Here is a 26,850-nt window from a genome sequence, read left to right on the forward strand (position 1 = left end):
TCATATCATGGTCTTGGTAAATTTAGCGCATGTGAGTTAACACGCTCAAATAATAATAGAATTAAGGAATACTCATGGATTTTCTAGCACTACCAAAGATTGATTTACACTGCCACCTAGACGGAAGTGTTCGCCCAGATACGATTATTGACCTAGCAAAACAGTACAATATCGAACTACCTGAAGATCGCGACGCGGTTGTTCAATCTCTAACTGTGCCAGAAGATTGTAAAAACCTAGATGAGTATCTGGCTTGTTTCAGCCTTCCACTACAAGTAATGCAGACTGAAGAAGCGATTGAGCGTATCTCTTTCGAGCTTTACGAAGACGCTGCACTAGAAAACGTTAAGTACCTAGAAGTTCGTTTCGCACCAATCCTGCACGTAAACAAGGGCTTGTCTCTTGATACGATCATTGCAAGTGCAGTAAAAGGCATGAAGCGCGCAGAAGAGAAATACGACATCAAGGGCAACTACATTATGTCTGTACTTCGTATGTTCCCGAAAGATTCTATCAAAGACGTGATCGACGCAGGCCAACCTTACCTAGGTAAAGGCGTGGTTGCGTTTGATATCGCTGGCGGTGAAAAGCCAGGCTTCTGCGCTGAATTCCCTGAGTACACACAATACGCACTTGAAAAAGGCTACCGCATTACAGTTCATGCTGGTGAACAATGGCACGGTCAGAACGTTTACGATGCAGTGACACTGCTTGACGCTGAGCGTATCGGCCACGGTGTTCACATCCAAGGTAACGAAGACGCATACAACATCGTTAAAGAGAAACAAGTTGCGCTTGAAACTTGCCCAACAAGTAACGTTCAAACTAAATGTATTCACAAATTCAGCGACCATCCAATTGCTGAATTCAAGAAAGACGGCATCGTTGTGACCATCAACACAGACAACCGTACTGTGTCGAACACAACCATGACTAACGAAGTGAAGCGGGTGTGTGAAACGTTCGGTCTAACTAAAGAAGACTACGCAGAGATCTACAAGTGCTCTGTAGAGAGCGCTTTTGCTTCAGACGAAGTGAAACAACACCTAATGGGTTTCGTTGAGCAAATCTAATTTGAGCAATTTTGATTGCTAAGTATAAAAACGGGAAGAGAAAGGCTTAGGCTTTTCTCTTTTTTTATGTCCAATTATCCGTATTCTAATATCGATGTTGACGAATGGGATGCAAACAATGAAAACAGAACTCGAGAAAATGCTGTCTGGCGAGATTTTTGATGGCGCAGACCATGAGATAGACCACATGCGCACTCACGCCAGCAAGGCGCTATCAGACTTGAATCAATGTTCAGACGATACTCAGCTACCAAGCCTTCAGGCTAATCTGTTTGGTAAAGTAGGAAACAGCGTTGTCCGTCCCCCGTTTCATTGTGAGTTTGGTAAAACCATTGAGATTGGTGACGACACCTTCATCAACATGAACGTGGTGATGTTGGATGGTGCGAATATCAAGATCGGTAACAATGTTTTAATTGGACCAAGTGCCCAATTCTATACGCCATCACACTCCCTTGATTATCGTAGCCGCCGTAAATGGGAAACCTTCTGTTTACCAATAACAATCGAAGATGATGTGTGGGTTGGCGGTAACTCAGTGATCAACCAAGGCGTGACGATTGGGGCTCGTTCAGTCATCGCAGCTAACTCTGTGGTCAACAGCGATGTACCACCAGACTGCTTATACGGCGGTACGCCAGCCAAGTTGATTCGACACTTGAATACTGAGCAACAGAGCGACTAATTCAGCAACAATCTAAATCTAAGAAAGGCCATGTTTATCACTCAACATGGCCTTTCTTCCATTGATAAGGTGTAATCCCATTTACTCGCTTAAATGCTCTTATAAACTGCGATGAATCGGCATAACCTAAGTGAAGTGCGACATCAGAAATAGTATAGGTTTGCTGTGAAATAACCCGCTTAGCGAAATCAAACGCGAGCGTCTCTTTTATCGCTTTGAAGGTTGTATTTTCTTTATTCAACGCTCTTTGAATAGTACGCTTTCCAATCCCGATCAAATCGCAAAATGTATCTAAGTCGATATCGACTCGACCAATATATGGCGACAAAGCCTCAGTGACTTTGCGAGCATCGGCCATGGGCTTCACTTTGGTTTCCAGCAAATGTTCCACTTCTAACCGATCGTATTGAATACGCATATTCTCTTGCCCAAGGTATTGAGGTGTCTCAGTTTGGATTTTTAACTCGCTTAATGCCTGCGACTTCGTTGTCACTAAATCATATCGAATTGGGTTACCGAGCTCAGCATATTGCGCCTTCAAATAAGCGTGAGTATAAGCGATAAGAAACAACTCAGATTCAACGTGACTAACTGACTGCATTGACGTCTTAAACGAGACAGAAAACTTTGCCCCACTTTGTTCCACAGATAGCTTTTCAATGGGGAAAGAATCAAGGAAATCTTGCATCGAAAGAGCAGGGAATCGAAGTTCTTTAGCTGCTCGGGTTGCACTCTCTAACAGCACAACAATGAAGTCATTCGGGCCTAGGTTAACCCTGATATGGTGTAAGAAGAGGGAAAAAACGTTATACGGAACATAGCTAGCCGATGACGTATCCATACTGAATGGAAGTTTCACTTCTAACGCCAGATCTGCAACCAATGAGCGGCCGAGAGCAAGCGAGTTATCTTCTTGCAAACACTGTTGAAAGTGGTTCACCACACGCTTATCAATCAGAGGAATATCAAGCCCCATCACTCTATCCTTTTCCATATTAACTAGTGACGCAAAATGCACATTTTCATTTCAGAGCTTAGCTACAATTATCTCAAGTTAACAAGGTTCACTTACAGTTTTCACTAATAAAGTGAACCACATAGCCAACAAGAGCAGCTTTGATTGCAAAGTATGACAGGGTTATCAATTTTAAATAATCCCGAGATACCGTCAGGGTCTACTATTAAATATAGATATTGAATAAATGGACTTAAACCAATAATTGAGAGGTTTTCATGTTTAAAAAGATCACGTTAGTAGCAGCGAGTATAGCAATGAGTTTTGGTGTTGCTAACGCCAGTGTTGAAAGCAAAACTTGGCCAGCATCAGACAAAGCCAAAACATTCGTTCAAGACACGATCGTCATTGGTATGCTCGCGAGCCCATATGGAGCGGGCTGGAGTGACGACCAACAATTATTGGATTACTTCCAAGGTGCACGTGACGCGGGTATTACAGGGCATGAATACACCATTACTGCTGCCGACCACAACTTTGATGACTTCTTGTTCCACCATCACAAGCATCGTTCTGTGATGGCAAAACAACCTGATAAGTTCATCGTTGCCCACTCTAATCACGATATTGAAAAAGCCCATACAGAAAGAAAGACTGCCGTTCTATGGAATAGCCAAACTGCGACAATTTTGGAAGAAGATGTCACCAAGATGGCGATTCTTAAAGACATGGGTCTCAAAAGCATGATCTTGTCTTATAACGACATTTTCAGAACAGGTTCGGGACAACTGGCTGCATATAATGGCAGAGACATCGGCTTAACATCTTGGGGAGAGTCTGTTATCGATTCGATGGTCAAGTATCAGGTGATTCTAGATCTCAGCCATACAGGCTCAAAAACGGCTAACGATGCCATGAGTTATATGGAAGAAAACTACCCTGATGTGCCATTTGTATACACCCACTCTGTGCCTGCCGGTTTATACAAAAACGAAGCGAATGCGACACCAAAAGGCTGTTACCGTGCCATTCCTGATGATGAAGCAATACGCGCAGCTAAATCAGGTGGCTATGTTGCCCCAACCTTCACCGAATGGATGATGGACGGCGTTTGGCCTGAAGATATTTCTCCAGTGCAAGCTGCAGATATGATCGACTACTACGTGAAATTGGTAGGCGTTGACCACGTAGGTATCGCAACTGATGATATGTTCTCTACCGCAATGGTTGTGGATTTCGCAACCAAAAACGCGAAAATGTACGACGATGGCGGCTACATGATTGAGGCGTTCAACAAAGGCGCTACCGGTAATGGTGAACTGTCGAAGATCCTAGCAGCGATTACTGATGAACTGTGGAAACGCGGTTACAGCAACGATGATCTTGCTAAGATCTACGGCGGCAACAAGATGCGAGTGTACGCTCAAGTATCTGAAGGTGCTGACCCAGACGAGTTCCAAAAAGAGTATACAAAGCGTCTAAAAGCGCTCACCAAGTTAAGAAATGAAAACTTAGCCATGTAGCTCGCAACTAACAAAGCTCAAGCATTCGAAGCACGTCCTATTGGTCGTGCTTTTTTATTAGCTAATTGCAGGTGACCTCGCCTCACGCTTATCTAACCAAGAAAGAGAATGAAGTCACACACCCAGAAGTAACCCTTGAATTCGCCCTCCAAAACACCCTATATCCCATCATCTAATCGGCCTTCTATGTTAGAATTAACGGCTAGTTCGGAATGCGCTGAGTATCTGATTTAGTTAACTATAATTTAATCACCATGAGTGCTTTTTTAAGTTTTTAGAATGAAAAAATATGAATTAGTTGTCCAAGATATTGTTAGCAAGATCTGTCAAAACAGTATCAATCATAAGCTTCCTGCAGAAAGGGAACTCTCTGAAATATATGGCTTATCTCGATTTACTATTCGAAAAGCGCTAGCCAAGCTAGAAGCGATTGGCATGGTGACATCTAAGGTGGGCTCAGGGTACTTTGTTAATACATCTTTGATTGGAACCCCTCTAGTTTATAACTCGATTACTGAAAACAGCTTTGAAGAAATATCTTATAAAAAGATTCAATTAAATAAGGCGTTACCAAACAACCACGAACAACAAATATTTTCTCTACGTGACGATGAATATATTTGGAAGATCAAACGTCTTAGGTTAATTAATAATAAAGTCGTTCAAATTGAAGAAACAAAAATACCTGTCAGTATCTTTCATGAAATGAACACAGACATCATCGAAAGTTCGCTTCAAAAACACGCACTCGCTCAAGGCTTAGAGATCGACAGTTACTTAACGACTTATCAAGCCATCAACGTATCCAAAGATGATGCCGATTTACTGGGCTGTAAGAAGAATGTCGCGGCAATGAACATCACCAACCGTGGCTTCCTTACCTCTGGCGAATTGTTCATCGTCAGTGACATTATCGACATCAACTATCAATGCACTTATCACACGCCTTTTAACAACGAGAGCATGAATTTCAGAGATAAAAATAGCCGCTAGTGCGGCTAAATTTGATTGAAACAACAGACTATGGCGTATGAATTGAGCCATCTGGTAGTCGACTTTGAGTCCACTCATGAGGGCGGTACATCACAGGAAACTCGGCTGCAACCTCTCGATCCATCTCTACGCCGATCCCGGCGACTTCCGATGCATACAAATAACCGTTGATAGGCTCTGCGGCATTCGGGAATACTTTGTGTGTGTTTTCGTTGTATTCAACATGCTCTTGAATTGCTGCATTATGTAGGTGCACATTCAAATGCGTATTTGCCGCAGCGCCAATTGGCGTCATGTCTGGCGGACAGTGCCATGCAATACGAACACCAAAGTTCTGACATAAATGTCCGAGTTTAAGCGCAGGTGTAATGCCACCTATTTGTGAAACATGACAACGAATGAAATCAATGCGGCGGTTAGCAATCAAAGACTTCCACTCTTCAGGGTTGTTAAACAACTCCCCTAAACCCAATGAAACCGAGCTTTGGCTACGAATGTTATCCAACCATTCCGTTTGGTTTGGCGGAAGAATATCTTCAATGAAGTAAGGCTTATATTGCTCAACTTCTTTGGCAAATTGTATTGCTTGATTTGGGAAAAGGCGCTCATGAACATCATGAAGAATATGGAATTTATTACCATATTTCTCTCTAAGCGACTTAAACATTGTCAGTGTATTGTCCATGTACTGATCTTGGTCGTAGTACGAGCCTTCAGTCGGATTTTGAGTGGTATGTAAATCGGTTGGAACACCACCATAGAAACCAAGCTGACAGCGAATATGCTTGTAACCTTTGTCTAGGAAAGATTCCACCAACTCATAAATACCTTCCATTGTGTCGCTAGTCGCGTGTGTGTATACAGGAATAGCATCACGAGACTTACCACCAAATAATTGATGTAACGGCATACCCGCTAATTTGGCTTTAATATCCCACAGTGCCATATCAACACCGGAAATTGCATTATTGATAACAGGGCCATTTCGCCAATAAGCGTTGACCATCATCATTTGCCATAAGTCTTCAATATTATTGGCATTTTTACCAACTAGAAGAGGTTTTAGATACTCATCGACCATTATTTTTACAGCAAGCGGTCGTTGTTGGAAGGTCGCGCAACCAAAGCCTGTCACACCTTCATTGGTTTCAACAACAACCGTGATGAGGTTATGCCTATCTGGCTTGGTAATAATACAATGGATATCGGATATAATAGTTTCTTTCACAATTAAATAACCTAAACTAACTTCAACTCTTATTATCTAACCGTGTTAAAAAGCACATTTCAAGCGTTAAATTTCATGCAAAAATAATTGGTACGTTTAGTGTTTTTTTTTGATAAACAAAACATACCAATTGGCCCAAAACGGTCGAAAATAATTTATTCGAATTTTAAGTGTGATTGAAGTCTCTTTTTATCCCATTGGATTTAAATAAGTTATCGATATGATTACTGGAGTTAAATATATCCCAGTAACAGGTGTAGTATGCAAATTTTTGAAAATAATGATGCTGTTATGAATAACTCTAAGTCATCGTCTAAAAAGAAAAATTTCAGAGAAAATATACAGTTATTAGTCACTGCACTTGGTGGTGAAGATAATATCGTGAGTCTCACGCACTGTATGACAAGACTAAGATTCAAATTGGCAGACGAGTCTCTGGTAGACGAAGAGGCTATCAAGCAGATCGCTGATGTGAAAGGTGTGGTACTTCAACAAGGCCAAACCCAAGTCATCATCGGTGTTGAGGTCGAGAAGTGGTTCAACGCGCTATCAAACACTCAACAAGCTGACGCTAATCCGGCTGATGAGCTAGAGAAAGGCAAGCTGTTCCAGGGCGTGATGCGTATTGTCGCAGGCATCTTTGGCCCTGTCGTTCCTGCAATTGCTGGCGCTGGTATGTTGATGGGCCTGTTGTCTGGTCTTATTGCGACCAATGTTATCTCTGAAACCTCAGACACAGTTTATTTCTTCCGCTCAATCTCTGTTGCTGTGTTCTTCTTCTTACCTATGCTGGTTTCTTTCTCTGCAGCCAAAGTATTTAAAGTAAACGAATATATTGCGCTGGCTGTCTCTTCAGCGATGTTGGCACCCAAACTAGTCGATAAAGCAGTACTCCTCAAAGATGCTGGCGCGGTACCAGAATTGACGGTGTTAGGCGTTATACCGATTGAACTGCTTAACTACGGCGGCGCAATTGTTCCTGCGATTCTAGCAATCTGGTTATTGTCTAAAGTGACTCCGTTAGTTGACCGTCTAGTTCCTTCTTCTGCGAAGCCTGTATTTACACCACTGCTTGCCTTTACGGTAACTTCGACCATCACGCTATCATTTGTTGGCCCTGCTGGTATCTGGCTAAGTAACGGCGCGGGTTGGGTAATGAGCTCGCTACTGGAGATATCTCCTACGTTAACGGGCTTTGTGTTTGGTCTAACTCGCCCGATTACGATTGTGTTTGGTATTCACCACAGCATGACGCCGATTAGCCTGAACAACTTTGCTCTGTATGGTAAGGATTTACTAATGCCGATCATGTGTTTAGGTAACATGGCAATTGCTGGCGCGACAATGGCTATCTGGCACAAGCAACGTAAAACAGTTTCTAAAGAGCAATCTTCAATCACGATGGGCTCAAGTGTTACCGCTATCTTAGGCATCACGGAGCCGGCTCTATTTGGTGTACTAACGAAATACACCAAAGCGATGATGACCGCGAGTTTGGCGGCAGGTGTTTTCGGCGCTATCTCGGTAACGATCGATACTCACTTAACGAGCTACATTCTTTCTTCTGTCTTCAGCTTGCCAGCTTACCTTGCTGGCGGTACGCAGAACTTTATCCAAGCGATTATGGGTGTGGTTGGTGTGTTTGTACTGTCTTACGTACTAACACTGTTGTTCGTAAAGCTAGACAACAAATAACACTTCCTCCCAACCTATTGGGAACAGAATCAACGTGGCTACCTTCCTTGTAGCCACGTTCCATCATTTATAGCTAGCAATACCCATTCTTCTGTAAGGGCCACTTATGAGCCATATTGCGATTATCGGCGAGTGTATGATTGAGCTGAACGGCGCTCCATTCGGAACCATGCAACAAACCTATGGTGGAGATACGCTCAATGCCGCTGTGTATTTGAACCGAAGTGCCACCAGCCATTCCAGTTCGACAAATACTCCTAGGATTCGTACCAGTTACGTCACGGCTCTTGGAGCAGATTCCATTAGCCAAGAGATGCTTAAGCGTTGGCAAGATGAAAGGTTATCAACCGATTTAGTGCTTATCGACGAACAGCGCTCGCCAGGCCTGTATCTGATTCAACTCGACGATGTTGGCGAACGCACATTTCTATATTGGCGTAATGACTCCGCGGCTCGCTACATGGTACAGCACCCAGATTTCGACAAGATAACCGCCCAACTTTGCGATGTTGATATGGTATTTTTGAGCGGTATTTCTCTCGCGATATTGCCACATGGCGATCAGTTAAAGTTACTCACTATCATTCAAGGCCTACATGAACGTGGCGTTACCATCGCCTTTGATAGTAACTATCGACCAAAGTTATGGGACTCAGAAGACGCAACCAAAGAATGCTATCTATTGGGCTATAAAGCTACAGATGTCGCCTTGGTTACCTTCGACGATGAGCAACTTTTGTGGCAAGACGCACACCCACAAGACACCATAAAAAGATTGCATGCACTCGGCGTCAAAACCGTTGTTGTGAAGCTTGGTCCTGAAGGCTGCTTGATCAGCGAAAACCCCGAAAATGAGCCAGTAAAAATCAAAACGACACCTGTCGAGACTGTGGTCGATAGCACCTCTGCTGGCGACTCTTTTAACGGTGGTTTCTTATCTTGCTATCTCGCTGGAGGTTCTATTGAAGAAGCTTGCCACCAAGGTAATGCATTAGCCAGATTGGTGATTCAACATCATGGTGCAATCATCCCAAAATCCATCACAGACACTCTTTCAAACTGATATTAAGAAGTACACATGTCTACAATTAACGAACAGCTAAAAGCACTTAAAGTCATCCCTGTTATCGCAATTGATAACGCAGAAGATATTATTCCACTCGGTAAAGTCTTGGCTGAGAATGGCATTCCCGCCGCTGAAATTACGTTCCGTTCAGACGCCGCTGTTGAAGCTATCCGACTGCTTCGCCAAGCTCAGCCTGACATGCTGATCGGCGCAGGCACGATTTTGAATGGTGAACAAGCACTGGCCGCGAAAGAAGCAGGCGCAACCTTTGTGGTATCACCGGGATTCAATCCAAACACAGTTAAAGCATGCCAAGAGATCGGCATCGATATCATTCCTGGAGTGAACAATCCAAGCACCGTTGAAGCGGCATTAGAGATGGGCTTAACAACCTTGAAGTTCTTCCCTGCTGAGGCGTCTGGCGGTATCAATATGGTGAAATCGCTAGTCGGACCTTATGGCGATATTCGATTGATGCCTACTGGTGGTATCACGCCATCAAACATTGGCAACTACCTAGCCGTTCCTCAGGTATTGGCATGTGGTGGCACTTGGATGGTGGATAAGAAGCTCGTCGAAAACAAAGAGTGGGATGAGATTGCACGCCTAACAAGAGAGATTGTTGAACAGGTTAATCGCTAAGTAGTTAAGTAGTTAAGTAGTTAAGTAGTTAAGTAGTTAGTCTAAACTGTTCGCAGATTTGGAAATGCGTTACATACAAAAAGAGCGAGAGGCTAGCCTCTCGCTCTTTTTATTCAAACCCAGAAATTATCCTCCAACCCCTTGATTGAGTAACCAATAGCTCACCGGATTATCAGGGCACTGATAAGGACCGCATTCGACAAATGTTGCAACAGCATTCAATGCCACGACTGCTATTGCCAATAGACACACAATGCGTCCAAAACTACTCATTTTGTAGGGTTCGTGAGACTCGACTTTATTGGTTAGTATCAAGATCACGGCAACACCCAATATGGTTGCAGCGAACAACACAAAAGCCCATGTGTAATAGTGCATTCCCAAAATAGGACTGCCATAACCAGGAGTTCCGGGAATTACGTGCAAAGAGACTTGTCTTAGCGATGTGGCCACACCATACAAAGCGCCAATCAGAATGACGCCATAGTGACGAGATTGAGGCCCATAAACCACATTCAGCATGAAGCCGAATGCCACCATCACAAAACCAATGCGCTGCAACAAACACAAAGGACAAGGAAGCTCATTGAGAACAAACTGAAGAATGAAGCCGATCAACAAAACGGCTGTCATCCCCAGCAAACCAAGCGTATTCAGGAAAGTTAACTGATTTCGATTCATGCTAGCTCCTTACAATAAGATAGATAGTGGATCAGTCGCATGGTGGTTAAACCAATACAAACCCAAGATCACTGAGCCAGCGAAAAAGCCATACGCGGCGGTCTTCTTGCCGAAAAACCCGCACACCATCGCCACAAGTAATAACAAAAACAGTAAAGACATCATAAGGGGAATCCCCTCCTTATTTATCGAATTCAGTCATATTGAACATCACAAAAACACCCACACCTACGCCCTTAATCATGTAACTTCGGTAAATCTATGGATTACGGATTTAAAATCATCAACTTAATAGTTGTTAGTAACCCCTAAACTGTCAAGTTAGAGCCTATCTATTGATGCCCATGCAACCTTCACGATATGGTTTGTAAAACTGACAGTCGATAGAAATGACAGCATTGGAGGTCATGTGGAAGCAGTTAAGCTTGGTGGTTACCAAGATTTATTTCTGCTTTACTAACCCATAGCCCTTTAACTTTGTTAACGCAACCTTGGCTCTTTTCCTGCCATCCCACCCTCCAACCCAAGAGCTAATAAATGGTCACTAACCTGAGGCCTGTCATATGAAAACATCTTCCTTTCACAACGAACTCCGACTTCAACAAGTCGATTTAAGGCTATGAACTAATTTGAACAGGCTACTTAAGGATTTTCATCCAGACATCGAACAACTCGCTTAAGATTTAGTTACCCCTAACTATCCGTCACCGTTAACGGCCTTTTACCATCACACGCACCTTTCTCAAGATCGTATAGCGGACTGGCTCCATGGCTGCTCCATCGATGATCTTCCCGAGCCAATTTTCTATATTGAGTCGGCGTGACGCCAATGTATGTTTGAAAGGTTTCATAGAATCGGCTGCTCGAATTGAAGCCCACCGTGAGTGAGATATCGAGAATAGTTCTATCCGTATCACTCAACAAAGCGCGAGCATGATTAATACGCATCGCAGTAATGTACTGCTTAATGGTCATTTGCATCGTTCGCTGAAAAACGTTCATGGCATAGTTACTATGTAGTCCAATATGTTCCGCAATATCTTTCACGGTTAATGGCTGGTTGTGATGCGTGGCGATGTATTCCAACATTTGACTGACATAAAATTGAGAGTGTTTCGACACCCCTTTTGAGGTCGATTTGTCCTGTCGATTTACGAGCAGTTGTTGCCAACCATCAAGGCAGATTCGCTTAAGCATCAAGCCAATTTCATCAATGGCCAACTGCTGGCGACTTTCTGACGAGTGCTTTATCTCTTGTGCCCAACGGGCAATTTCGAATTCACTGATCAACGAACAAGAATTCGATTGCAGCACACTACCGTGAGTTATCTGATTGACTAAATCCCGACTGAGAGCCCACGACATAAAGTGGTGAATCGGTATATTGATGATCCCCATATTATGGCATTGACCAGGATTCGTAAGTCGATGCGGTACCGACGCCCAAAACAATCCAATCGACCCACTTTTAACCACAACAGGGCTGCCGTTAATGATGTACTCAACATCATCCCCAAAGGGAATGTTCACCTCAATTTGACCATGCCAATGATAGCCAGGCATAGAGTGAGGAGCCCTGAGTTCGATATCGATTTTCTCATAGGAAGAATAAAGAGAAAGCGGGCTTACCGATACGGTCTCGGATGAGTACTTGTCTAAAGTGATAATTCTCACCGTATCTGGGGCTGATTGCGGCATATCTCACTCCTTAGGAAATCGTATAACTGACTTTTAGCAGTTCCTCGATAATAAAACTCTGAAGGCGATCATAGAGCCGTAGTACCCCATTTCATAAGATCAATACTATGTGATAAGAGTCAGTATCTTAGGTGCAAAACTGGCTTTCTTACACCGCCACTATCCTTGAAACACAGCAAGTTATCCCATTTCCTAAGATTTCTATTTGGTGATTTGAAAATATTAGAAAACAGGAGAGCTATTAGATTATCTGAGACGAATCGACATGGGTGCTAGGTGTAATTTATCTGCATCAACAAAGAACTCAGAGAGATAAAGGATTCCACTATGCAAAGCCCTAAAATCACATTCATCGGTGCTGGATCAACCATTTTTGTTAAGAACATTCTTGGTGACGTTTTCCACCGCTCAGCACTACAAAACGCGCATGTCGCCTTGATGGATATTGATGAGACCCGATTAGAAGAGTCTCATCTTGTCGTCAGTAAATTGATGGAATCATCAGGTGCTACTGGCTCTATTTCGTGTCATTTAAATCAGAAAGAAGCGCTACAAGGTGCAGATTTTGTCGTCATTGCTTTCCAAATAGGCGGTTATGAACCCTGCACAGTCACAGATTTTGAAGTGTGTAAACGCCATGGTCTGGAACAAACGATCGCAGACACGCTAGGTCCGGGCGGCATTATGCGTTCACTACGCACTGTCCCACACCTTTGGAGTGTCTGTGAAGATATGACCGAGGTTTGCCCGAATGCCACTATGCTCAACTACGTCAACCCTATGGCGATGAACACGTGGGCAATGTACGAGAAATACCCGCACATCAAACAAGTCGGTTTATGCCACTCAGTACAAGGCACAGCAGAAGAATTAGCGCGCGACCTGGACTTAGACTATTCAGACCTTCGCTATACCTGCGCTGGCATCAACCACATGGCTTACTACCTCACTCTTGAGAAGAAAACAGAAAGTGGTGAGTACATCGATATTTATCCGGATCTACTTGAAGCTTTTGAGAGTGGCCAAGCGCCTAAACCGGGTATTTATCACAATGGTCGCTGCACAAATTTGGTTCGCTACGAGATGTTCAAAAAATTGGGCTACTTTGTGACTGAGTCTTCTGAACATTTTTCGGAATACACCCCCTACTTTATCAAGCCAAATCGCCCAGATTTAATTGAACGTTATAAAGTGCCACTTGATGAGTACCCGAAGCGCTGTGTCGAGCAAATTGCCGATTGGAAACGCGACCTTCAAGAACTTAAAACAGCTGACAAAATTACCGTTGATGAGTCTCATGAGTACGCCAGCACCATCATGAACTCCATCTGGACAGGTATACCGAGCGTCATCTATGGCAACGTTAAAAACGAAGCCTTGATCGACAATTTGCCGCAGGGCTGCTGTGTTGAGGTCGCTTGTTTAGTTGATGCGAATGGTGTGCAACCGATCAAAGCTGGTCGTCTACCTAACCACTTGGCCGCGTTAATGCAGACCAACATCAATGTTCAAACTCTATTAACGGAAGCCATTCTCACTGAAAACCGCGACCGTATTTATCATGCTGCGATGCTGGACCCACATACAGCCGCTGTACTTGGAATAGAAGAAATATACGCGCTGGTTGACGACTTGATTGCGGCACATGAAGGTTGGCTACCAGAGTGGGTTAACAAGTAATTTCATACTAATAAAAAATACAATAACGTGAATATTAGCGCCTTCTCACAGAGGAGGCGTAAGGAGTGGCAATGAGTATCTCTATGAATACCAAGCTAAGTTATGGCTTTGGGGCGTTTGGTAAAGACTTCGCAATCACCATCGTCTATATGTACCTAATGTTTTACTACACGGATGTAGTCGGTATTTCTGCCGCTACCGTCGGCACCATCTTCCTCGTCGCCCGTATTTGGGATGCGGTCAACGACCCAATCATGGGCTGGTTGGTTAACAATACACGCACCCGTTGGGGCAAATTCAAACCTTGGATTTTAATTGGCACGCTCGCCAACTCTGTTGTGCTACTCATGGTGTTTAGTGCGCACTACATCGAAGGCCCTTGGCTTATCGCCTACGCTGCTGTCACTTATATTTTGTGGGGCATGACTTACACACTAATGGATATTCCTTTTTGGTCGTTAGTCCCAACACTCACCTTGGATAAACGCGAACGCGAAGAGTTAGTCCCATATCCTCGCTTCTTTGCCAGCCTCGCGTGGATAGTAACCGCTGCCATTGCAATGCCCTTCGTCAACTATGTAGGTGGTGACGACAAGGGGTTTGGGTTTCAAATATTTACGCTACTGTTGATTGCCTGTTTCTTAGTCTCGACGTTTATCACACTGCGTAATGTCAAAGAACGCTATTCAACCGCGAACCTCGACACCACACAGCCTGAAGAAAAAGTATCACTGAAAAAGCTACTGTCACTTATCTACAAAAACGACCAATTGACCAGCGTTCTATGCATGGCACTGTCTTACAACTTGGCGACCAACATCATCACAGCCTTCGCGGTTTACTATTTCACCTATGTTGTAGGCAACGAAGAATTGTTCCCTTACTACATGGCTTATGCAGGCATCGCGAACCTCATCACGCTGGTGTTATTTCCTAAACTCGCAAAAATGTTCTCACGCCGTACTCTATGGGCTTGTGCTTCCACTTTCCCTATTTTAGGCAGTGCTGTTCTTATCTATGTTGGCATGTACGACAAACAAAGCATTCTGTTGATTTCAACGGCGGGTGTGTTCCTACAAATCGGTACTGCCCTGTTCTGGGTACTCAACGTAATCATGGTTGCCGACACGGTCGATTATGGTGAATTTAAACTGGGTGCTCGTTGTGAAAGTATTGCCTACTCGGTCCAAACTTTGGTCGTAAAAGCAGGCTCTGCATTTGCCGCTTTCTTCATCGGTATCTCGCTCACTGCCGTCGACTATGTACCTAACGTAACGCAAAGCCCAGAAACCGTATTTGGCATGCAATGCATCATGGTCGGCCTACCTGCTTTCTTTTTTGCCATTGCGTTAATCATCTACTTCCGCTTCTACAAGCTGAACGGCGCGTATCACCAAAAAATTCAAGATCACCTCACTGAAAAGTATGACCACATCACCAATGATGGCTCAAGCAAAGACGAAAACCACAAGCCAGCAGAACCGGTACAAGCTGTGTAAACGAGAAGAAACAGCAATTTACCATTGATAAAAAAGGATACAAAAACAACAAAGCCTAGCGAGGGATCGCTAGGCTTTTTCAATTAGAAACACATAGGAACTTTCATTGAAGACGATAAAGGCGAAGGCGCCCTTACTTCAATGGGTCATTATCAGGCAGTGCTTTGTGAATCCATAGCGCCAAACGTTTTTTAATATTGGCACCATCAAGCTTATCATCAGGTAACGGTGTGATCTGATTTACCTCTACAAGGAACAAATACACCGCTTTAACCTTTATCGGTTGAGATGAATGTGGCAAATCAAAACCTTGTAGTTTTGCCATCTTAAAACCGACCTCAACTGCTTTTTTTACCAGCTTATCTTCATTAATGATCTTCGCGGTTTTCGACATATCATCTCCGTCATTTTTTTCGAACGAATGATGAGTATATCAAACAGATTTGCGAACAAGATTACCGCGATCTCAAATCAAAAAATCTCTTTGATAAATAACATAAAACGCATCACAGACTAAAAACTGATTCTAATTATATAAACATTGACGAGACCAATAATGATAAGCAAACGGTCTCTTAATAGAACACTCAGTAAATGAGATCTTCAGTCAAGAAACCAAAAGTCGAACAATTTTTGACTTATCATTCCAAAGAATACGGAATACTATGGTTGTCATTTAGATGCGAAAATTCTATAAAATACAAATAAATCTCTGTTATTTAATCAGTTTTATACTAGAACGACCTAGATCATATTTACAGTCACCTGCAATCAAAACTTATTTACAAAACACTCATTAAGAAAATAGAATAAAACCACTAATTTTATACTGGTGTTAAAAATGCGTTACCTATGGGCTTCATTTTGTCATAAGAATCCAATCGTCGGACGAATCGTTCATATCCTTGTTATGCTAGTAGCATTAGCCTCTATCGTTATCCCATTGATGTCAAAAGATGCAACAACGATCTTAGTATCACTAGGTGTTGCTCTAGTATGTTTTGTACTGTTTGTCTTCTTTGCGCTTGCCGATAAAATGCGCTCAGGTATGCACTAATCAGCTCAATATTCGCCAAGCATTCTCTTTTCTAAACTTCATTATAAAATGCATGCGACTAAATACGGAAAAGCCCAAAGTTATTAGCTTTGGGCTTTTGTTCTAGCGACTGTGGTTGATTACAACCGAGTGATACGACAACCGAGTCTTACAGCGTCATATGCAGAATTGGAAATGGTTTTCCCATTTCATCAAGTGGGGAGCGTGATTCAATTTTGAACCCCATGCGCTGATAGAAACCTACCGCTTGTGGGTTTTGCTCATTAACATCAACTTTGGTGGCTGCTAACTGCTCAATGGCATGTTGCAACAGCACCGTACCTACGCCTTGTCCTCGAACTTCATTCAAAACGAAAAGCATCTCAACTTTTGCATCATGGACACCCATGAAGCCAACAATCGAACCTCTTTCATTTTTAACGCATTTCAAAGAAACCGCAGGGAACGCATGTTCCATGATGATAGGTTTAAAAAACTCAATATCTTCTTCTGTAATAAAGTCATGAGTTGCTCGGACCGAATTCTCCCAAACCTTAAGCATTTCTGCATAATCCTCAGGAAGCACATTTTCTATAGTCATAATTTTCTCTAGATTAAACTGAAGATAAACATGTGCAGCCGCGAAGCTATAGTGTAACAGGCATTAATAATACAAAACAACAGCGTTCACTATCGACTCACTCTACCTCACTGCCTCTATTAATCGGGCATGACCACAATACCCATGGTTTCAAGCAGTTGCTCTTGCTGCCACGCAACAATTTTAATCCCCGACGTGTCTACCTTGCGAGGGTCTAACCCTTCTAATTCAGCATGGCATAAATTAGCACCTTGCATACTGAATTGCCCCCATACGTCTTCCGAGAACACTCCTCGGCTGAGATCAGACTCTTTCAGTGACGCGCCGCCAAGGTAAGTGCCTATCCAACGGTTCTCAAACAGCTCGCACTTCTCTAAACAAGCTTGTTCAAAATTGGCGTATGACAGGTTACAGCCCGTAATATATGCTGAGCAAAAGTACATTCTATTGCTTACCTGATTGGCAAAATTCGCACGAGTGAAGTTCGCCCCTTTCAGGTCGCATTCACGTAGCTCAATACCATAACAATTCGCGTTACTGAAATTCGCCATCGCCAGCTGGCAATTCTGAAAGCTTGCATCTCGTAAGTCGGCAACATCAAAGTGGCATCCCTCAATATCGCCTTGTTCGATAAACTTACAGTTAATAAACGTTGCATCACGTAAGTTCGAACGTCTGAAATCACAACGGATAAACGTGCAGGCTGTAAATGTAAGCTCTGATAAGTCTTGCTGAGCAAAACTGTGGTGATGATAAGTGCTGTTATTGGTGTCCATTTAGCCCCCTAAAGAAATTAAGCTAAGACTACCATTGCGATCTTAAGAAAACACCAAATTAAAAACCAACAAAAACAGTAACTTAAAACACACTGATTTAGCCATTTTAAGACACTAAACAAGCCCTTTAAGGTTGTTATTTTCGATTTATAGGATGTGCTTATCTTGAAAAAAGTTTTGTCGCTTAGAAGTGCCAATAAGAGAAAAAGTTACTTTGACGAAACGAGTCAATTATTGACCGCGTCCTAACGCGCTAGACTGGACGGTTGGTATGTTGCTCGTTACACTATTCCTCATTCTCAGCATAAAGAGTAAGAACAATGAAAGACATGCGACAAGCTATGCTCGATGCAGGGTTTAGCCTTATTAATGAACATGGGTTTGCTGGTGTTGGCCTGATGAAAATCATCAACCAAGCGGAAGGCACGAAGGGTTCTTTTTACCATTACTTCAAATCCAAAGAACACTTTGGTGAGATCCTTCTTACTAACTACTTTGATGAGCATCTCGCTAAGCTGGACGACTTTTTAAGTGATGAGTCGCTTTCTCGTCGTGATCGCGTTAAAGCCTATTTCGAGTTTTGGTGTGCTTCGAAACTGACTGAAGACTTCAATATCCAATGTCTTGTCGTAAAACTGGCAGGAGAAGTCTCTGGGTCGGCTAACCCGTTGCAATCGACCATGGCAATAGGTGCAGAAAAGATCATCCTGCGTATGGCGAAGCTATTTGAAGAAGGCAATGAGGCCGGTGATTTCACGATCGCAGAGCCCGAATCGCTGTCTCGAATGCTTTATGGCCTATGGCTAGGCTCAACGCTCATGGCCGCCATGCAGCGTAACCGTTCGATTCTAAACAATGCCATGGAAGAGACTCTTCTCGCCATGAGCCCAGCCCAAGAATCGGCTGACTAGATATACCCGTTACCAGAAACCAAAAGGCTCGCATAATTTAGCGAGCCTTTTATCTTACTGTAAATTTTGATTAAATCGATTCACGCTTACTCCGTTACCCCAGACGAGACGGGATATTATTGGCTTTGAGTAAGCCCTTAATAACAGGGTCGATATGCTTGAAGAAGCTCAACCATCCTTCACAGAGATAATTTAACCCAGCCTCACCATCTCGGCTTTTGATGATGCGGTTTTTAGGGCACTCGCCATGGCATGCAAATTTAAACTCACAGGCTTGGCATTGTTTCGGCAGAGACTTCTGTTTGGCGAACCCAAAACTCTGCTGCTTTGGCGAGAAGGCTAAAGTTGAAAGTGCTTGTTCCTGAATATTACCTAGCTGAAATTCAGGAAAGACATAATGGTCACATGAATACACATCGCCATTGGGCTCAACCGCTAACCCTTTTCCGCAGATCTCACTCAAGGTACACATGGTGCTTTCTCTGCCCATCCACACTCCGACAAAATTTTCAAAGTACGGCACTAATACCCTACCAAAATCGTGCTCAAACCACTCGTCAAAAACGGTAGTGAGGAACTCTCCCCATTGTGCAGAATCGACACTCCAAGCCTCAACCTCACCTGATACGGGAATGATCGCTTGTTGGTTGCTCAACCATTTATTGTTGGTGTGAGCTTCGCGCTTATCGACCACAGGTATAAACTGCAATTGCTTCGAGCCCACTTCATCACGCAGAAAGCGATAGACCTCTAATGGATACTTTCCTGTCACATCATTCACGCAGCTTAGGGTCGCGAATTCGACGTTATGCTGCTTCAAGTAGTGAATACCACGCATTGTTTGAGAAAAAGTGCCTTTGCCTGCACGGTTGGTTCGGTAGTGATTGTGTAAGTGCTCTGGGCCGTCAATGCTTACACCAATGATAAAGTCATTCTTTTTGAAGAACTCACACCACGCATCATTCAGTAACGTGCCGTTGGTTTGAAGGTCATTGCTGATCTTGCTGTAACTAGGACAATATTTTTTCTGCAGCTCAACGACCTTTTTAAAGTACTCAAGCCCCAACAAGGTAGGCTCTCCACCATGCCAAGAAAAGATGATTTCAGGCGTATTCTGCCCTTCTATATATTGCTTGATATAACGCTCTAACAGGACTTCATCCATCGTATATTGAGAGCCTTTTGGGTATTCAAGCAGCTGCTGTTTCTCTAGGTAATAACAGTAGGTGCAACTGATATTACACACCGCCCCAATCGGTTTTGCTAGCGCTTGAAGCTTACTGTGTGCTTTGCCATTGAACTGCGGAATTGAACTCAAATTTGATAGCGATAATGTCGTCATGAAGAGTGCCTCGATGTAAAAGTTATTGTATTAGCTAAAACAATTCGTAATTCCTTTACACGGTGTTCATCGGCCAACCAAGCTTGATGGCATTAGGTTGGCCGAGTGGTTTTTCCTCTATTTCACGTTTTCAAACGGGTTCCACGCTTCGTCAACCGGGACGATATTTTGCGCTTTTTCGTATTCTTGATATTCAGCGACCATTTCAAGGAACAGATCTGGCATTTGGTTTCTCAAGTCATGTTGCTCAGCTGGATCTTTCTTGGTGTTGTATAAGTGCCACTCACTGTCGCCGCCCATTCCCGTAGAAATTCGGATGATCTTATGATCACCTTTAAGCAGAATTCCGCTACCAAACAATTCAAATGGAATCGCATTGTTGGCACTGTGCACGTCTGCCGTTTCCCCTTTGAAGTAAGGCAACAAGCTCACACCACTCATCGGCGCCACTTCTCGACCTTGATATTCGGTTCCTGGATGATCAACCTCTGCAATCTCAAGAATCGTGGCTGCAATGTCCTTCACTTGGGATAAGTCGTCTGTCTGAGTTCCCGGTTGCAACGCATCTTCACCGTCTAAAAGTGCTTTGGCTGGCTTAACGATAAATGGCACACGGATACCACCCTCTGCTGTGTAAGCTTTGTACCAAGATAGGCCACCGGTTGAAGCGCTTGCCCACTCAGGTCCAAGTGACACACTGGAGTTCGCCTTACCCAAATTTTCAGTCGAATTATCGAAATGATGAGCAGTCCACGTTCGGATCAAATCACTGATATTTTCACCGGTAATATCCGCCGCTTCTGGGCCGTTATCCGCTAGATACATAATGTAGGTATTGTCGTACTCGCCGATTTCTTTCAGGTAATCGACTATCTGGCCGACTTGTTGGTCCTGCATTTCCATCATGCCCATCGCGACAGCCATTTTCTTGCCATACCACTTTTGTTCTTTCTCAGAGAGCGAGTCCCAAGGTCGACTTAATGCGTTACGATCTGAAATATCGGCGTCTTTTGGAATCACACCCATCTCTTTCATGCGTTGGAAACGATCTTCTCGAACCGAATCCCAACCATGTTCAACGTAGTAATCGACTTTATCTTGATAGGCAGACTCAGGCGCTTGCAGTGGCAGGTGAATACCGGTGAATGGGACGTAGGCGAAGAAAGGCTTGCCGTCGTCTTTTTTGCTGTCGATCATCTTGATGATCTCGTTGGTGTAAACTTGGTCTGAGTACTCGCCTTTGTATTTATCCTCAACCACTTCACCGTTGCGGTAAGTTGGCTCAATTTCAACACCAGGAATATCGCCTTTTTGTAGCGCATCCGCTGTCGCGGCATTTTTGGCCGGGAACATCATATCTCGATTAAAGTGATTAGAGCCGCCCGCTAATATACCGTAACTCTCTTCAAAACCTCGATCGTCCGGTAAGAAGCCATCCTCGTGCCCCAAGTGCCATTTACCAGAGAGGTAAGTGTTATAGCCACTCTCTTTAAGCAGCGTTGCGACCGTAACCCCTTTCTTGGTGAGGTAACCTTCATAACCCGGCTTACCAATCGCACCCGGATAGACAGCATAGTCGAAGGTGCCTAGCCCAACCTCGTGACTGTTTGCTCCGGTTAACATCATAGAGCGCGTTACCGATGAGGTTGGTGACGCGTGAAAGTTAGTAAACTTAACCCCCTCTTCAGCCAGCGCCATTAGGTTTGGTGTATTGGCTTCTGAGCCATAAGGCTGAGTATCGGCAAAGCCCACATCATCGCCAACAATGACAACAATATTCGGTTTTTCTGATTCTGCGGCCAGAGCAGCACTGCTTGCCGCGGCCATTGCAGTGAAGACTAAAGATTTCTTGAATGTCTGCATAAGACGTTCTCCAATTTCTGTGATTAACTTTTTCTGAGGTTAACCTTTCTGTGATTAGCCTGAGTTAGGATTTGAATTAATGCGCGGCTTGCGACATCCAATGTAATAAGTCGAGCGCAGGGTCATACTCTTGAGCTGCTGCCATGCCAATCCAGGTGACAGCCTCCGCTTGGCTGGCTTGAACGCCACTTCCAGAGATATACATCAACCCAAGCTGTGTTTGAGCTTCAGGGCTACCGTTATTGGCTGCGGTGACGAACCACTCCGCGGCTTTTTCATCATCCTGTTCTACGCCCTCTCCGCTCAGATATAAGTAAGCGACAGAGAGCTGGGCATCCAATTGCCCTTGATAAGCTTCATCCAACAATTGCACGACGTCTTGATGCTGCTGCGATTGATCCATGGTGGCTTCATTCTCAAAGCTCTCGCTTCCAAAGCTTGCCTTGGCAAAAAACAGAACAACCAAAACACCCGCCAAAATCACGGTAGTTAAACGTTTATTGAGCATTTATTTCCTCCTCGGGAATAAAGGTCTCGACGTCCCTGTTGAATGAATTAGGTGAAAAGTAGGAATGGCGCGATGATGCACAAGCTTGATAGCAATACGTTTTCGATTTTCATAATTGGCTCTCGAGTAATGATTGTTGAGTGAATCAGGGACTGAATCATCGACTGAATTAAATGGTCATAAGATTCAGTCGATTAAGACAGAGACTTAAATCGCTTTCTCTATGATGGTTTCAATCGTCTGTTTCGAGATTGGGTAGAACTGAAAACAGATGTCTTTTTCAATCGCTTCTGCAATGTTTAACTTCGCTTTCGCATCAAAGCTCCAATCATCAAAACGCTGCATAGCACCGACACTGCCTTGGAAGTTACGTAAAAAATTCAGAACTCGTTGGTAAACCATTTCATCACTTCCCGATGTATCGACCGAGAATGCTTGAGCTAATTTACCTGCGTTAGGCATATAAAATTCAGGTAGCGCTTCTATTACAACAGGCATCAATACTGTGTTGGCGTCACCATGTGGAATATGACTAATTGCGCCAAATGCGTGAGCACAGTTATGGATAGGAATACCGCCCAAAGACGAATAGAAAGCAGAGATCGCCATGGTACTTGCTTGAAGAAGATTGCCACGTGCCGTTAGGTTTTCTGGCTCTTTCAATGCCAAGGGTAAGTTTTCAACAATCAGTTTTGCAGCCTGAATGCCGTAAGCGTCGGTGAATGCATTACTCATTGGCGAAACAATCGCTTCAACAGCATGTGTTAGCGCATCCATGGCTGTAGAACGAGTCAGGTGAGCAGGCAGCTTAGTGGTCACCGTTGGATCAAGAATTGCGATATCAGCTTCCAACCCCGATGCGACTAGGCTTGCCTTAATGTTTTCATGTTCGTTGTAAAAAACAGCAATAGGAGAAGCTTCTGCGCCAGTACCAGCCGTTGTCGGAACCGCAATGTGGGGCACTCGAATATCTTCATTGTTTGGCCATACATCCATATGACCACCACCTGCAATTACGGTGCGAATGTCATCTATCTTCTTATGAAATGCGTATTTCACACCTTTAGAAGCATCAATCACGCTGCCGCCGCCAACAGACAAGATCGCATCAGCATTGACGCTGTTTGCAAACTCAATTGCGGCGTTGATGTTGTCGCAAGTCGCGTCTGGCGCGATATCGGTGTACACACCAACAAGCTGAACCGCTTGTTGGTTCGCTTCCTGATTCGCATTCTGGTTCACAAACAACGCCGAGAACTGCTCAACAAAGCCAAGAGACTCCAAGCCTTTATCAGAAAAGAGCACGACTCTTTGCGCACCTAAGCGACCAAAAAGAGAAGGGATATTTTCAATGCCATTCTCTTGAGCATGAACAATGGTTTTAAGTTGAAAGTTAAAATTATTGGTTGTCATGGTATTTACCTCATTTCTAGTTGATGACTAAACAATAACCAATACAAACCGGTCGGTCTAGAGCGTTAATGTCAAAGATATGTCAATTAAGATCTTTATGGATCATTGCCCCAAAACGAAAAAAGCCCGCAAATGCGGGCTGTAGTAATAAGTGAGTGATCATTAAATAAGTGTCATTGACTCACCATGAGCAACTTATTAACTATTAACTATTAACGAAGATGAGCTGGCACCTTGCTTTTGTCTCTAGTGAGGTAGTAATACAGGTAAACTAAAGAGTAGACAGTCACAAATCCATCGAGCGCAAATACACCGCTCCAACCATAGAACCACTCATAATCGTTGATACACACGTTGTATAAGAAGATGCCAACAAACATCGACTTCTCAAATGCACTGTAAATCATGGTCGAAGTACGCAGTGACTTATATTTGGCCGAGAACATGAGTAGGATGCCAATACAGCCAACCATAACGCCCCAGTGCTGGTAAGTTCCCATAAGGTACTCTTTGTTCACCATCATGGTTTCGTTGTACGAGAACAGAGTCTGCATGCTCCAATCAGGCGCAAGAAAAGTAGAAAAAGCGGTTGCGGTTAAAAACCCCGTAACCATCAAATACGCTTTCATCGTTCGTTCAAAAAAACGTTCTAACATAAAATAACCTCTCAAAATAATTTCTAAAAATAACGTTTCAAAATAGATAGGGTGAAGGCAAAAATGATTTACTTGCGGAGCATGCTCATCACTGCCGTCTTTAATTCGTTGTCTTCTTTTGAAAACAGATGTTTCACTCGATGTTCTAAGCCCGTTTCCAAGACTGTTTTTGCATGGGAGAAAGTGAGGAAACCTTCTTTACCGTGGTAATTACCCTGCCCAGACTCCCCAATACCACCAAACGGGGCATCATCAACCGCCAGATGGAAAACACAGTCATTGATGCACATTCCACCCGAGTGAACTTGGTGCTTAACTTGAGTCTGTAAACTCAAATCAAAGCTCATCAGATAGAGCGCTAAAGGCCTTGGTTTACTATTGATGACTTGGAACGCCTCTTCGATATTGCGATACGTAATCAAGGGTAATAGTGGGCCGAAAATCTCTTCGTTCATCACCTTAGATGACAGGCTTGGTTCAACAATCAGATGTGTCACCAGTCGTTGGCAATCTAAGTCCATCGCGTCGTCATGGCAGGCCACGGTTCGGGTTCCAGCTTGTTGTTCTTCATTCAACAAACCCACTATGCGGTCGCATTGACGAGGATTGATTAGGGACGTCAAATTCTCAGAATAGACCCCTTCATCGAACAGTAATTGGTATTGTTTTTTATATTCTAGAATGAAAGATTCAACTTTCCCTTCAGGTAAAAGCACGTAATCAGGAGCAACACACACCTGCCCGTTGTTTAAGCTCTTACCATAAATAATTCGCTCAACCGCGATATCTATCGGCATGTCTTCCGCTACGATAACCGGAGACTTTCCACCAAGTTCTAGAGTGACGGGGGTAAGCGTATCAGCCGCTGACTTCATCACTTGGCGACCCACTTGGGTTGAACCCGTAAACAAAAGGTGATCAAACGGCAACGCCGAAAATGCGGCTGCGATTTCAACCTCGCCTTCGACCAAACACACCTCATCGGATTGAAAGACTTCCGCTAACAACTCTCTTAACACTTGGTTTGTCGCAGGTGTGAATTCACTCATCTTGATCATGGCGCGATTTCCTGCCGCCAATGCCGAAATAAGCGGGCCGACTGACAACATAATCGGAAAATTCCACGGGGCAATGATCCCGACAACGCCTTTGGGTTGATAAACCACTTCAACACGAGAGGTTGAAAGCAAAGGGCCGGAATGACGAATTGAAGATGTCGACCAGTGAGGCAGACACTCAATGCTGTGATCGATATTTCCCAAGCAAGGAAGTATGTCGGCCATCAACGTGTCTTGACGGCTTCGGTGGCCATAGTCCTCACTGACCGCCGCACACAAACGATCTGTGTAATCGATAAGCGTAGATTTAAGTGCAAGCAGCTGCTCAATTCTCACCGATATCGCTGGCATTGGGCTCTGTGCAAAAGCTCCCTGCATGTTATTCAACGTCATGGTCATTTGTGTTGGCGTCAATTCGTATTTCATACATCACCTCGTGGTTAAGATGAGCACACAATAATACAAAACAAACCGGTTGGTCTACATTTTAATTGTCAGAGAATCGTCAATGTATTTTGGGATACAACAAAGTAAAGCGTAAAAAATTAGGGGGAAAATCCGGAAGATTAAAAATAGAAGAGCGTAAATAAGAAGTCGTAGAGCTAGAGAATTTGAATGATGAGATCAAAAATGGCCGCTCAAAGCGACCATTACAATCAATTTAAATCATTAATTTTAAATGATTAAATAGAAAGACACTAGCTTTTGGCTACGTTTGCAATGCCTTCAAGCTGAAGCACTGGAGCGGCGTCGATGTCTTCAGCATTCATCATTGCCGACACACGTTGCATTGAAGAAAGCAGTAAGCTTTGCTCCCATGTCTCAAGGTTTTGGAATTTTTTAACGAAGTTATCTTGTAGCGGTGGTGGCGCATTACTTAACAACTCTTGACCCTTTTCAGTCAAGTTTGCGTGCACTTTACGTCGATCTGACTCACTGCGCACTCGTTGTACATAACCGTTCAATTCCAAGCGATCGATGATTGTCGTGGTGGTTGCTTGGCTCACATTAGTTTGATTAGACAACTCTTTGATCGTCACATTACCCATCTCTTGGATTGCTCTCATTAAGATTAATTGAGGGCCAGTCAAACCATACTCTTTACTCAGCTTTTTCGAGTGTAAATCGATAGCGCGAATAATTTGGCGAATAGCGACCAGGATTTCGTCATGTTTGTCCAAGATGCAGACCTTTGTACTAATTATATTGTGAGTGGCTTTACAGTGTCTAAGCAATGAAATGTCCTGAAAGATTGAGTCAGGTGCGCT

General features: G+C 43.7%; 26 protein-coding genes. 11 read left to right on the forward strand and 15 right to left on the reverse strand.

From position 1 onward, the window contains the following. Window positions 1-74: 74 nt before the first annotated feature. Both add and AACW75_RS04860 read left to right on the forward strand, forming a co-directional pair. Window positions 75-1,073 (forward strand): adenosine deaminase, encoded by a 999-nt coding sequence (gene add, locus AACW75_RS04855; protein WP_145569714.1) that lies wholly within the window; start codon window positions 75-77, stop codon window positions 1,071-1,073. Between the two features lie 118 nt (window positions 1,074-1,191). Continuing rightward, window positions 1,192-1,758, forward strand: coding sequence for a sugar O-acetyltransferase (locus tag AACW75_RS04860; protein ID WP_237297619.1), 567 nt, complete (start codon window positions 1,192-1,194; stop codon window positions 1,756-1,758). A gap of 37 nt (window positions 1,759-1,795) precedes the next feature. On the opposite strand, the gene AACW75_RS04865 is transcribed toward AACW75_RS04860, so the two are convergent. Further along, complete coding sequence (locus AACW75_RS04865; protein ID WP_237296598.1) at window positions 1,796-2,752, reverse strand: helix-turn-helix domain-containing protein; 957 nt, start codon at window positions 2,750-2,752, stop codon at window positions 1,796-1,798. Window positions 2,753-2,991: 239 nt separating this feature from the next. Here AACW75_RS04865 and AACW75_RS04870 point away from each other — a divergent pair, with 239 nt between their 5' ends. Further along, window positions 2,992-4,236 (forward strand): membrane dipeptidase, encoded by a 1,245-nt coding sequence (locus tag AACW75_RS04870; protein ID WP_237297620.1) that lies wholly within the window; start codon window positions 2,992-2,994, stop codon window positions 4,234-4,236. 279 nt (window positions 4,237-4,515) lie between these two features. Next, window positions 4,516-5,229: a GntR family transcriptional regulator gene (locus AACW75_RS04875; protein ID WP_208774559.1), complete on the forward strand. Its 714-nt coding sequence runs from the start codon at window positions 4,516-4,518 to the stop codon at window positions 5,227-5,229. Window positions 5,230-5,257: 28 nt separating this feature from the next. Here the strand turns inward: AACW75_RS04875 and AACW75_RS04880 are convergent, their stop codons facing one another. Further along, the gene (locus AACW75_RS04880) at window positions 5,258-6,457 is read right to left on the reverse strand and encodes an enolase C-terminal domain-like protein (RefSeq protein ID WP_237297621.1); all 1,200 of its coding nucleotides are present in this window, start codon (window positions 6,455-6,457) and stop codon (window positions 5,258-5,260) included. A gap of 261 nt (window positions 6,458-6,718) precedes the next feature. On the opposite strand from AACW75_RS04880, the gene AACW75_RS04885 reads away from it, so the two are divergent. The 3 genes from AACW75_RS04885 (at window position 6,719) to AACW75_RS04895 (ending at window position 9,860) form a co-directional block, all read left to right on the forward strand. After that, entirely contained in the window at window positions 6,719-8,152 is a 1,434-nt protein-coding gene (locus AACW75_RS04885) for a PTS transporter subunit EIIC (protein WP_208774553.1), read from the forward strand. A 106-nt stretch (window positions 8,153-8,258) separates the two neighbouring features. Beyond that, window positions 8,259-9,215: a sugar kinase gene (locus AACW75_RS04890; RefSeq protein ID WP_208774551.1), complete on the forward strand. Its 957-nt coding sequence runs from the start codon at window positions 8,259-8,261 to the stop codon at window positions 9,213-9,215. 15 nt (window positions 9,216-9,230) lie between these two features. After that, window positions 9,231-9,860 (forward strand): bifunctional 4-hydroxy-2-oxoglutarate aldolase/2-dehydro-3-deoxy-phosphogluconate aldolase, encoded by a 630-nt coding sequence (locus AACW75_RS04895; protein WP_135454195.1) that lies wholly within the window; start codon window positions 9,231-9,233, stop codon window positions 9,858-9,860. A gap of 126 nt (window positions 9,861-9,986) precedes the next feature. On the opposite strand, the gene AACW75_RS04900 is transcribed toward AACW75_RS04895, so the two are convergent. The 3 genes from AACW75_RS04900 to melR all read right to left on the reverse strand — a co-directional run bounded on the left by AACW75_RS04900 (window position 9,987) and on the right by melR (window position 12,239). After that, window positions 9,987-10,541 (reverse strand): disulfide bond formation protein B, encoded by a 555-nt coding sequence (locus tag AACW75_RS04900; protein ID WP_237297622.1) that lies wholly within the window; start codon window positions 10,539-10,541, stop codon window positions 9,987-9,989. Window positions 10,542-10,550: 9 nt separating this feature from the next. Then, window positions 10,551-10,706 carry a DUF5993 family protein gene (locus AACW75_RS04905; RefSeq protein WP_017075701.1) on the reverse strand — a complete coding sequence of 52 codons (156 nt, stop codon included), beginning with the start codon at window positions 10,704-10,706 and terminating at the stop codon, window positions 10,551-10,553. A 528-nt stretch (window positions 10,707-11,234) separates the two neighbouring features. Beyond that, window positions 11,235-12,239, reverse strand: coding sequence for a transcriptional regulator MelR (gene melR / locus AACW75_RS04910; RefSeq protein WP_237297623.1), 1,005 nt, complete (start codon window positions 12,237-12,239; stop codon window positions 11,235-11,237). Window positions 12,240-12,566: 327 nt separating this feature from the next. On the opposite strand from melR, the gene AACW75_RS04915 reads away from it, so the two are divergent. Both AACW75_RS04915 and melB read left to right on the forward strand, forming a co-directional pair. Continuing rightward, window positions 12,567-13,919: an alpha-glucosidase/alpha-galactosidase gene (locus AACW75_RS04915; RefSeq protein ID WP_237297624.1), complete on the forward strand. Its 1,353-nt coding sequence runs from the start codon at window positions 12,567-12,569 to the stop codon at window positions 13,917-13,919. Window positions 13,920-13,990: 71 nt separating this feature from the next. Next, the gene (gene melB / locus AACW75_RS04920) at window positions 13,991-15,418 is read left to right on the forward strand and encodes a melibiose:sodium transporter MelB (protein ID WP_237297625.1); all 1,428 of its coding nucleotides are present in this window, start codon (window positions 13,991-13,993) and stop codon (window positions 15,416-15,418) included. 133 nt (window positions 15,419-15,551) lie between these two features. Here melB and AACW75_RS04925 read toward each other — a convergent pair whose 3' ends face one another. Beyond that, window positions 15,552-15,812: a DUF5062 family protein gene (locus AACW75_RS04925; RefSeq protein WP_004732406.1), complete on the reverse strand. Its 261-nt coding sequence runs from the start codon at window positions 15,810-15,812 to the stop codon at window positions 15,552-15,554. Between the two features lie 447 nt (window positions 15,813-16,259). On the opposite strand from AACW75_RS04925, the gene AACW75_RS04930 reads away from it, so the two are divergent. After that, entirely contained in the window at window positions 16,260-16,475 is a 216-nt protein-coding gene (locus AACW75_RS04930) for a hypothetical protein (RefSeq protein ID WP_237297626.1), read from the forward strand. A 148-nt stretch (window positions 16,476-16,623) separates the two neighbouring features. Here AACW75_RS04930 and AACW75_RS04935 read toward each other — a convergent pair whose 3' ends face one another. Together AACW75_RS04935 and AACW75_RS04940 are read right to left on the reverse strand one after the other, a co-directional pair. Next, complete coding sequence (locus AACW75_RS04935) at window positions 16,624-17,055, reverse strand: GNAT family N-acetyltransferase (protein ID WP_237297627.1); 432 nt, start codon at window positions 17,053-17,055, stop codon at window positions 16,624-16,626. Between the two features lie 119 nt (window positions 17,056-17,174). Beyond that, entirely contained in the window at window positions 17,175-17,831 is a 657-nt protein-coding gene (locus tag AACW75_RS04940) for a QnrS family quinolone resistance pentapeptide repeat protein (RefSeq protein WP_017061081.1), read from the reverse strand. Between the two features lie 320 nt (window positions 17,832-18,151). Here AACW75_RS04940 and AACW75_RS04945 point away from each other — a divergent pair, with 320 nt between their 5' ends. Further along, window positions 18,152-18,742: a TetR/AcrR family transcriptional regulator gene (locus tag AACW75_RS04945; RefSeq protein WP_102445515.1), complete on the forward strand. Its 591-nt coding sequence runs from the start codon at window positions 18,152-18,154 to the stop codon at window positions 18,740-18,742. Window positions 18,743-18,836: 94 nt separating this feature from the next. On the opposite strand, the gene AACW75_RS04950 is transcribed toward AACW75_RS04945, so the two are convergent. From AACW75_RS04950 to AACW75_RS04980, 7 genes are all read right to left on the reverse strand, one after another. After that, window positions 18,837-20,084: an anaerobic sulfatase maturase gene (locus AACW75_RS04950; protein WP_237297628.1), complete on the reverse strand. Its 1,248-nt coding sequence runs from the start codon at window positions 20,082-20,084 to the stop codon at window positions 18,837-18,839. A gap of 117 nt (window positions 20,085-20,201) precedes the next feature. Next, the gene (locus AACW75_RS04955; protein ID WP_237297629.1) at window positions 20,202-21,947 is read right to left on the reverse strand and encodes an arylsulfatase; all 1,746 of its coding nucleotides are present in this window, start codon (window positions 21,945-21,947) and stop codon (window positions 20,202-20,204) included. A 76-nt stretch (window positions 21,948-22,023) separates the two neighbouring features. After that, window positions 22,024-22,455 carry a tetratricopeptide repeat protein gene (locus tag AACW75_RS04960; protein WP_017081369.1) on the reverse strand — a complete coding sequence of 144 codons (432 nt, stop codon included), beginning with the start codon at window positions 22,453-22,455 and terminating at the stop codon, window positions 22,024-22,026. A gap of 207 nt (window positions 22,456-22,662) precedes the next feature. Then, window positions 22,663-23,868: an iron-containing alcohol dehydrogenase gene (locus AACW75_RS04965; RefSeq protein WP_237297630.1), complete on the reverse strand. Its 1,206-nt coding sequence runs from the start codon at window positions 23,866-23,868 to the stop codon at window positions 22,663-22,665. A gap of 212 nt (window positions 23,869-24,080) precedes the next feature. Then, window positions 24,081-24,524: a hypothetical protein gene (locus AACW75_RS04970; RefSeq protein ID WP_017095796.1), complete on the reverse strand. Its 444-nt coding sequence runs from the start codon at window positions 24,522-24,524 to the stop codon at window positions 24,081-24,083. Between the two features lie 68 nt (window positions 24,525-24,592). Continuing rightward, window positions 24,593-26,008, reverse strand: coding sequence for a coniferyl aldehyde dehydrogenase (locus tag AACW75_RS04975; protein WP_237297631.1), 1,416 nt, complete (start codon window positions 26,006-26,008; stop codon window positions 24,593-24,595). Between the two features lie 272 nt (window positions 26,009-26,280). Continuing rightward, window positions 26,281-26,763, reverse strand: a complete 483-nt coding sequence (locus AACW75_RS04980; RefSeq protein WP_017075687.1) for a MarR family winged helix-turn-helix transcriptional regulator — start codon at window positions 26,761-26,763, stop codon at window positions 26,281-26,283. Window positions 26,764-26,850: the final 87 nt, after the last annotated feature.

Source organism: Vibrio sp. L3-7, from assembly GCF_963898195.1.
GTDB lineage: Bacteria > Pseudomonadota > Gammaproteobacteria > Enterobacterales > Vibrionaceae > Vibrio > Vibrio echinoideorum.

Bases quoted from the DNA above. Each gene is read 5' to 3' on its own strand.
- add (WP_145569714.1), top strand. From the start codon at position 75: ATGGATTTTCTAGCACTACCAAAGATTGATTTACACTGCCACCTAGAC.
- AACW75_RS04860 (WP_237297619.1), top strand. From the start codon at position 1,192: ATGAAAACAGAACTCGAGAAAATGCTGTCTGGCGAGATTTTTGATGGC.
- AACW75_RS04865 (WP_237296598.1), bottom strand. From the start codon at position 2,752: ATGGAAAAGGATAGAGTGATGGGGCTTGATATTCCTCTGATTGATAAG.
- AACW75_RS04870 (WP_237297620.1), top strand. From the start codon at position 2,992: ATGTTTAAAAAGATCACGTTAGTAGCAGCGAGTATAGCAATGAGTTTT.
- AACW75_RS04875 (WP_208774559.1), top strand. From the start codon at position 4,516: ATGAAAAAATATGAATTAGTTGTCCAAGATATTGTTAGCAAGATCTGT.
- AACW75_RS04885 (WP_208774553.1), top strand. From the start codon at position 6,719: ATGCAAATTTTTGAAAATAATGATGCTGTTATGAATAACTCTAAGTCA.
- AACW75_RS04890 (WP_208774551.1), top strand. From the start codon at position 8,259: ATGAGCCATATTGCGATTATCGGCGAGTGTATGATTGAGCTGAACGGC.
- AACW75_RS04895 (WP_135454195.1), top strand. From the start codon at position 9,231: ATGTCTACAATTAACGAACAGCTAAAAGCACTTAAAGTCATCCCTGTT.
- AACW75_RS04900 (WP_237297622.1), bottom strand. From the start codon at position 10,541: ATGAATCGAAATCAGTTAACTTTCCTGAATACGCTTGGTTTGCTGGGG.
- AACW75_RS04905 (WP_017075701.1), bottom strand. From the start codon at position 10,706: ATGATGTCTTTACTGTTTTTGTTATTACTTGTGGCGATGGTGTGCGGG.
- melR (WP_237297623.1), bottom strand. From the start codon at position 12,239: ATGCCGCAATCAGCCCCAGATACGGTGAGAATTATCACTTTAGACAAG.
- AACW75_RS04915 (WP_237297624.1), top strand. From the start codon at position 12,567: ATGCAAAGCCCTAAAATCACATTCATCGGTGCTGGATCAACCATTTTT.
- melB (WP_237297625.1), top strand. From the start codon at position 13,991: ATGAGTATCTCTATGAATACCAAGCTAAGTTATGGCTTTGGGGCGTTT.
- AACW75_RS04925 (WP_004732406.1), bottom strand. From the start codon at position 15,812: ATGTCGAAAACCGCGAAGATCATTAATGAAGATAAGCTGGTAAAAAAA.
- AACW75_RS04930 (WP_237297626.1), top strand. From the start codon at position 16,260: ATGCGTTACCTATGGGCTTCATTTTGTCATAAGAATCCAATCGTCGGA.
- AACW75_RS04935 (WP_237297627.1), bottom strand. From the start codon at position 17,055: ATGACTATAGAAAATGTGCTTCCTGAGGATTATGCAGAAATGCTTAAG.
- AACW75_RS04940 (WP_017061081.1), bottom strand. From the start codon at position 17,831: ATGGACACCAATAACAGCACTTATCATCACCACAGTTTTGCTCAGCAA.
- AACW75_RS04945 (WP_102445515.1), top strand. From the start codon at position 18,152: ATGAAAGACATGCGACAAGCTATGCTCGATGCAGGGTTTAGCCTTATT.
- AACW75_RS04950 (WP_237297628.1), bottom strand. From the start codon at position 20,084: ATGACGACATTATCGCTATCAAATTTGAGTTCAATTCCGCAGTTCAAT.
- AACW75_RS04955 (WP_237297629.1), bottom strand. From the start codon at position 21,947: ATGCAGACATTCAAGAAATCTTTAGTCTTCACTGCAATGGCCGCGGCA.
- AACW75_RS04960 (WP_017081369.1), bottom strand. From the start codon at position 22,455: ATGCTCAATAAACGTTTAACTACCGTGATTTTGGCGGGTGTTTTGGTT.
- AACW75_RS04965 (WP_237297630.1), bottom strand. From the start codon at position 23,868: ATGACAACCAATAATTTTAACTTTCAACTTAAAACCATTGTTCATGCT.
- AACW75_RS04970 (WP_017095796.1), bottom strand. From the start codon at position 24,524: ATGTTAGAACGTTTTTTTGAACGAACGATGAAAGCGTATTTGATGGTT.
- AACW75_RS04975 (WP_237297631.1), bottom strand. From the start codon at position 26,008: ATGAAATACGAATTGACGCCAACACAAATGACCATGACGTTGAATAAC.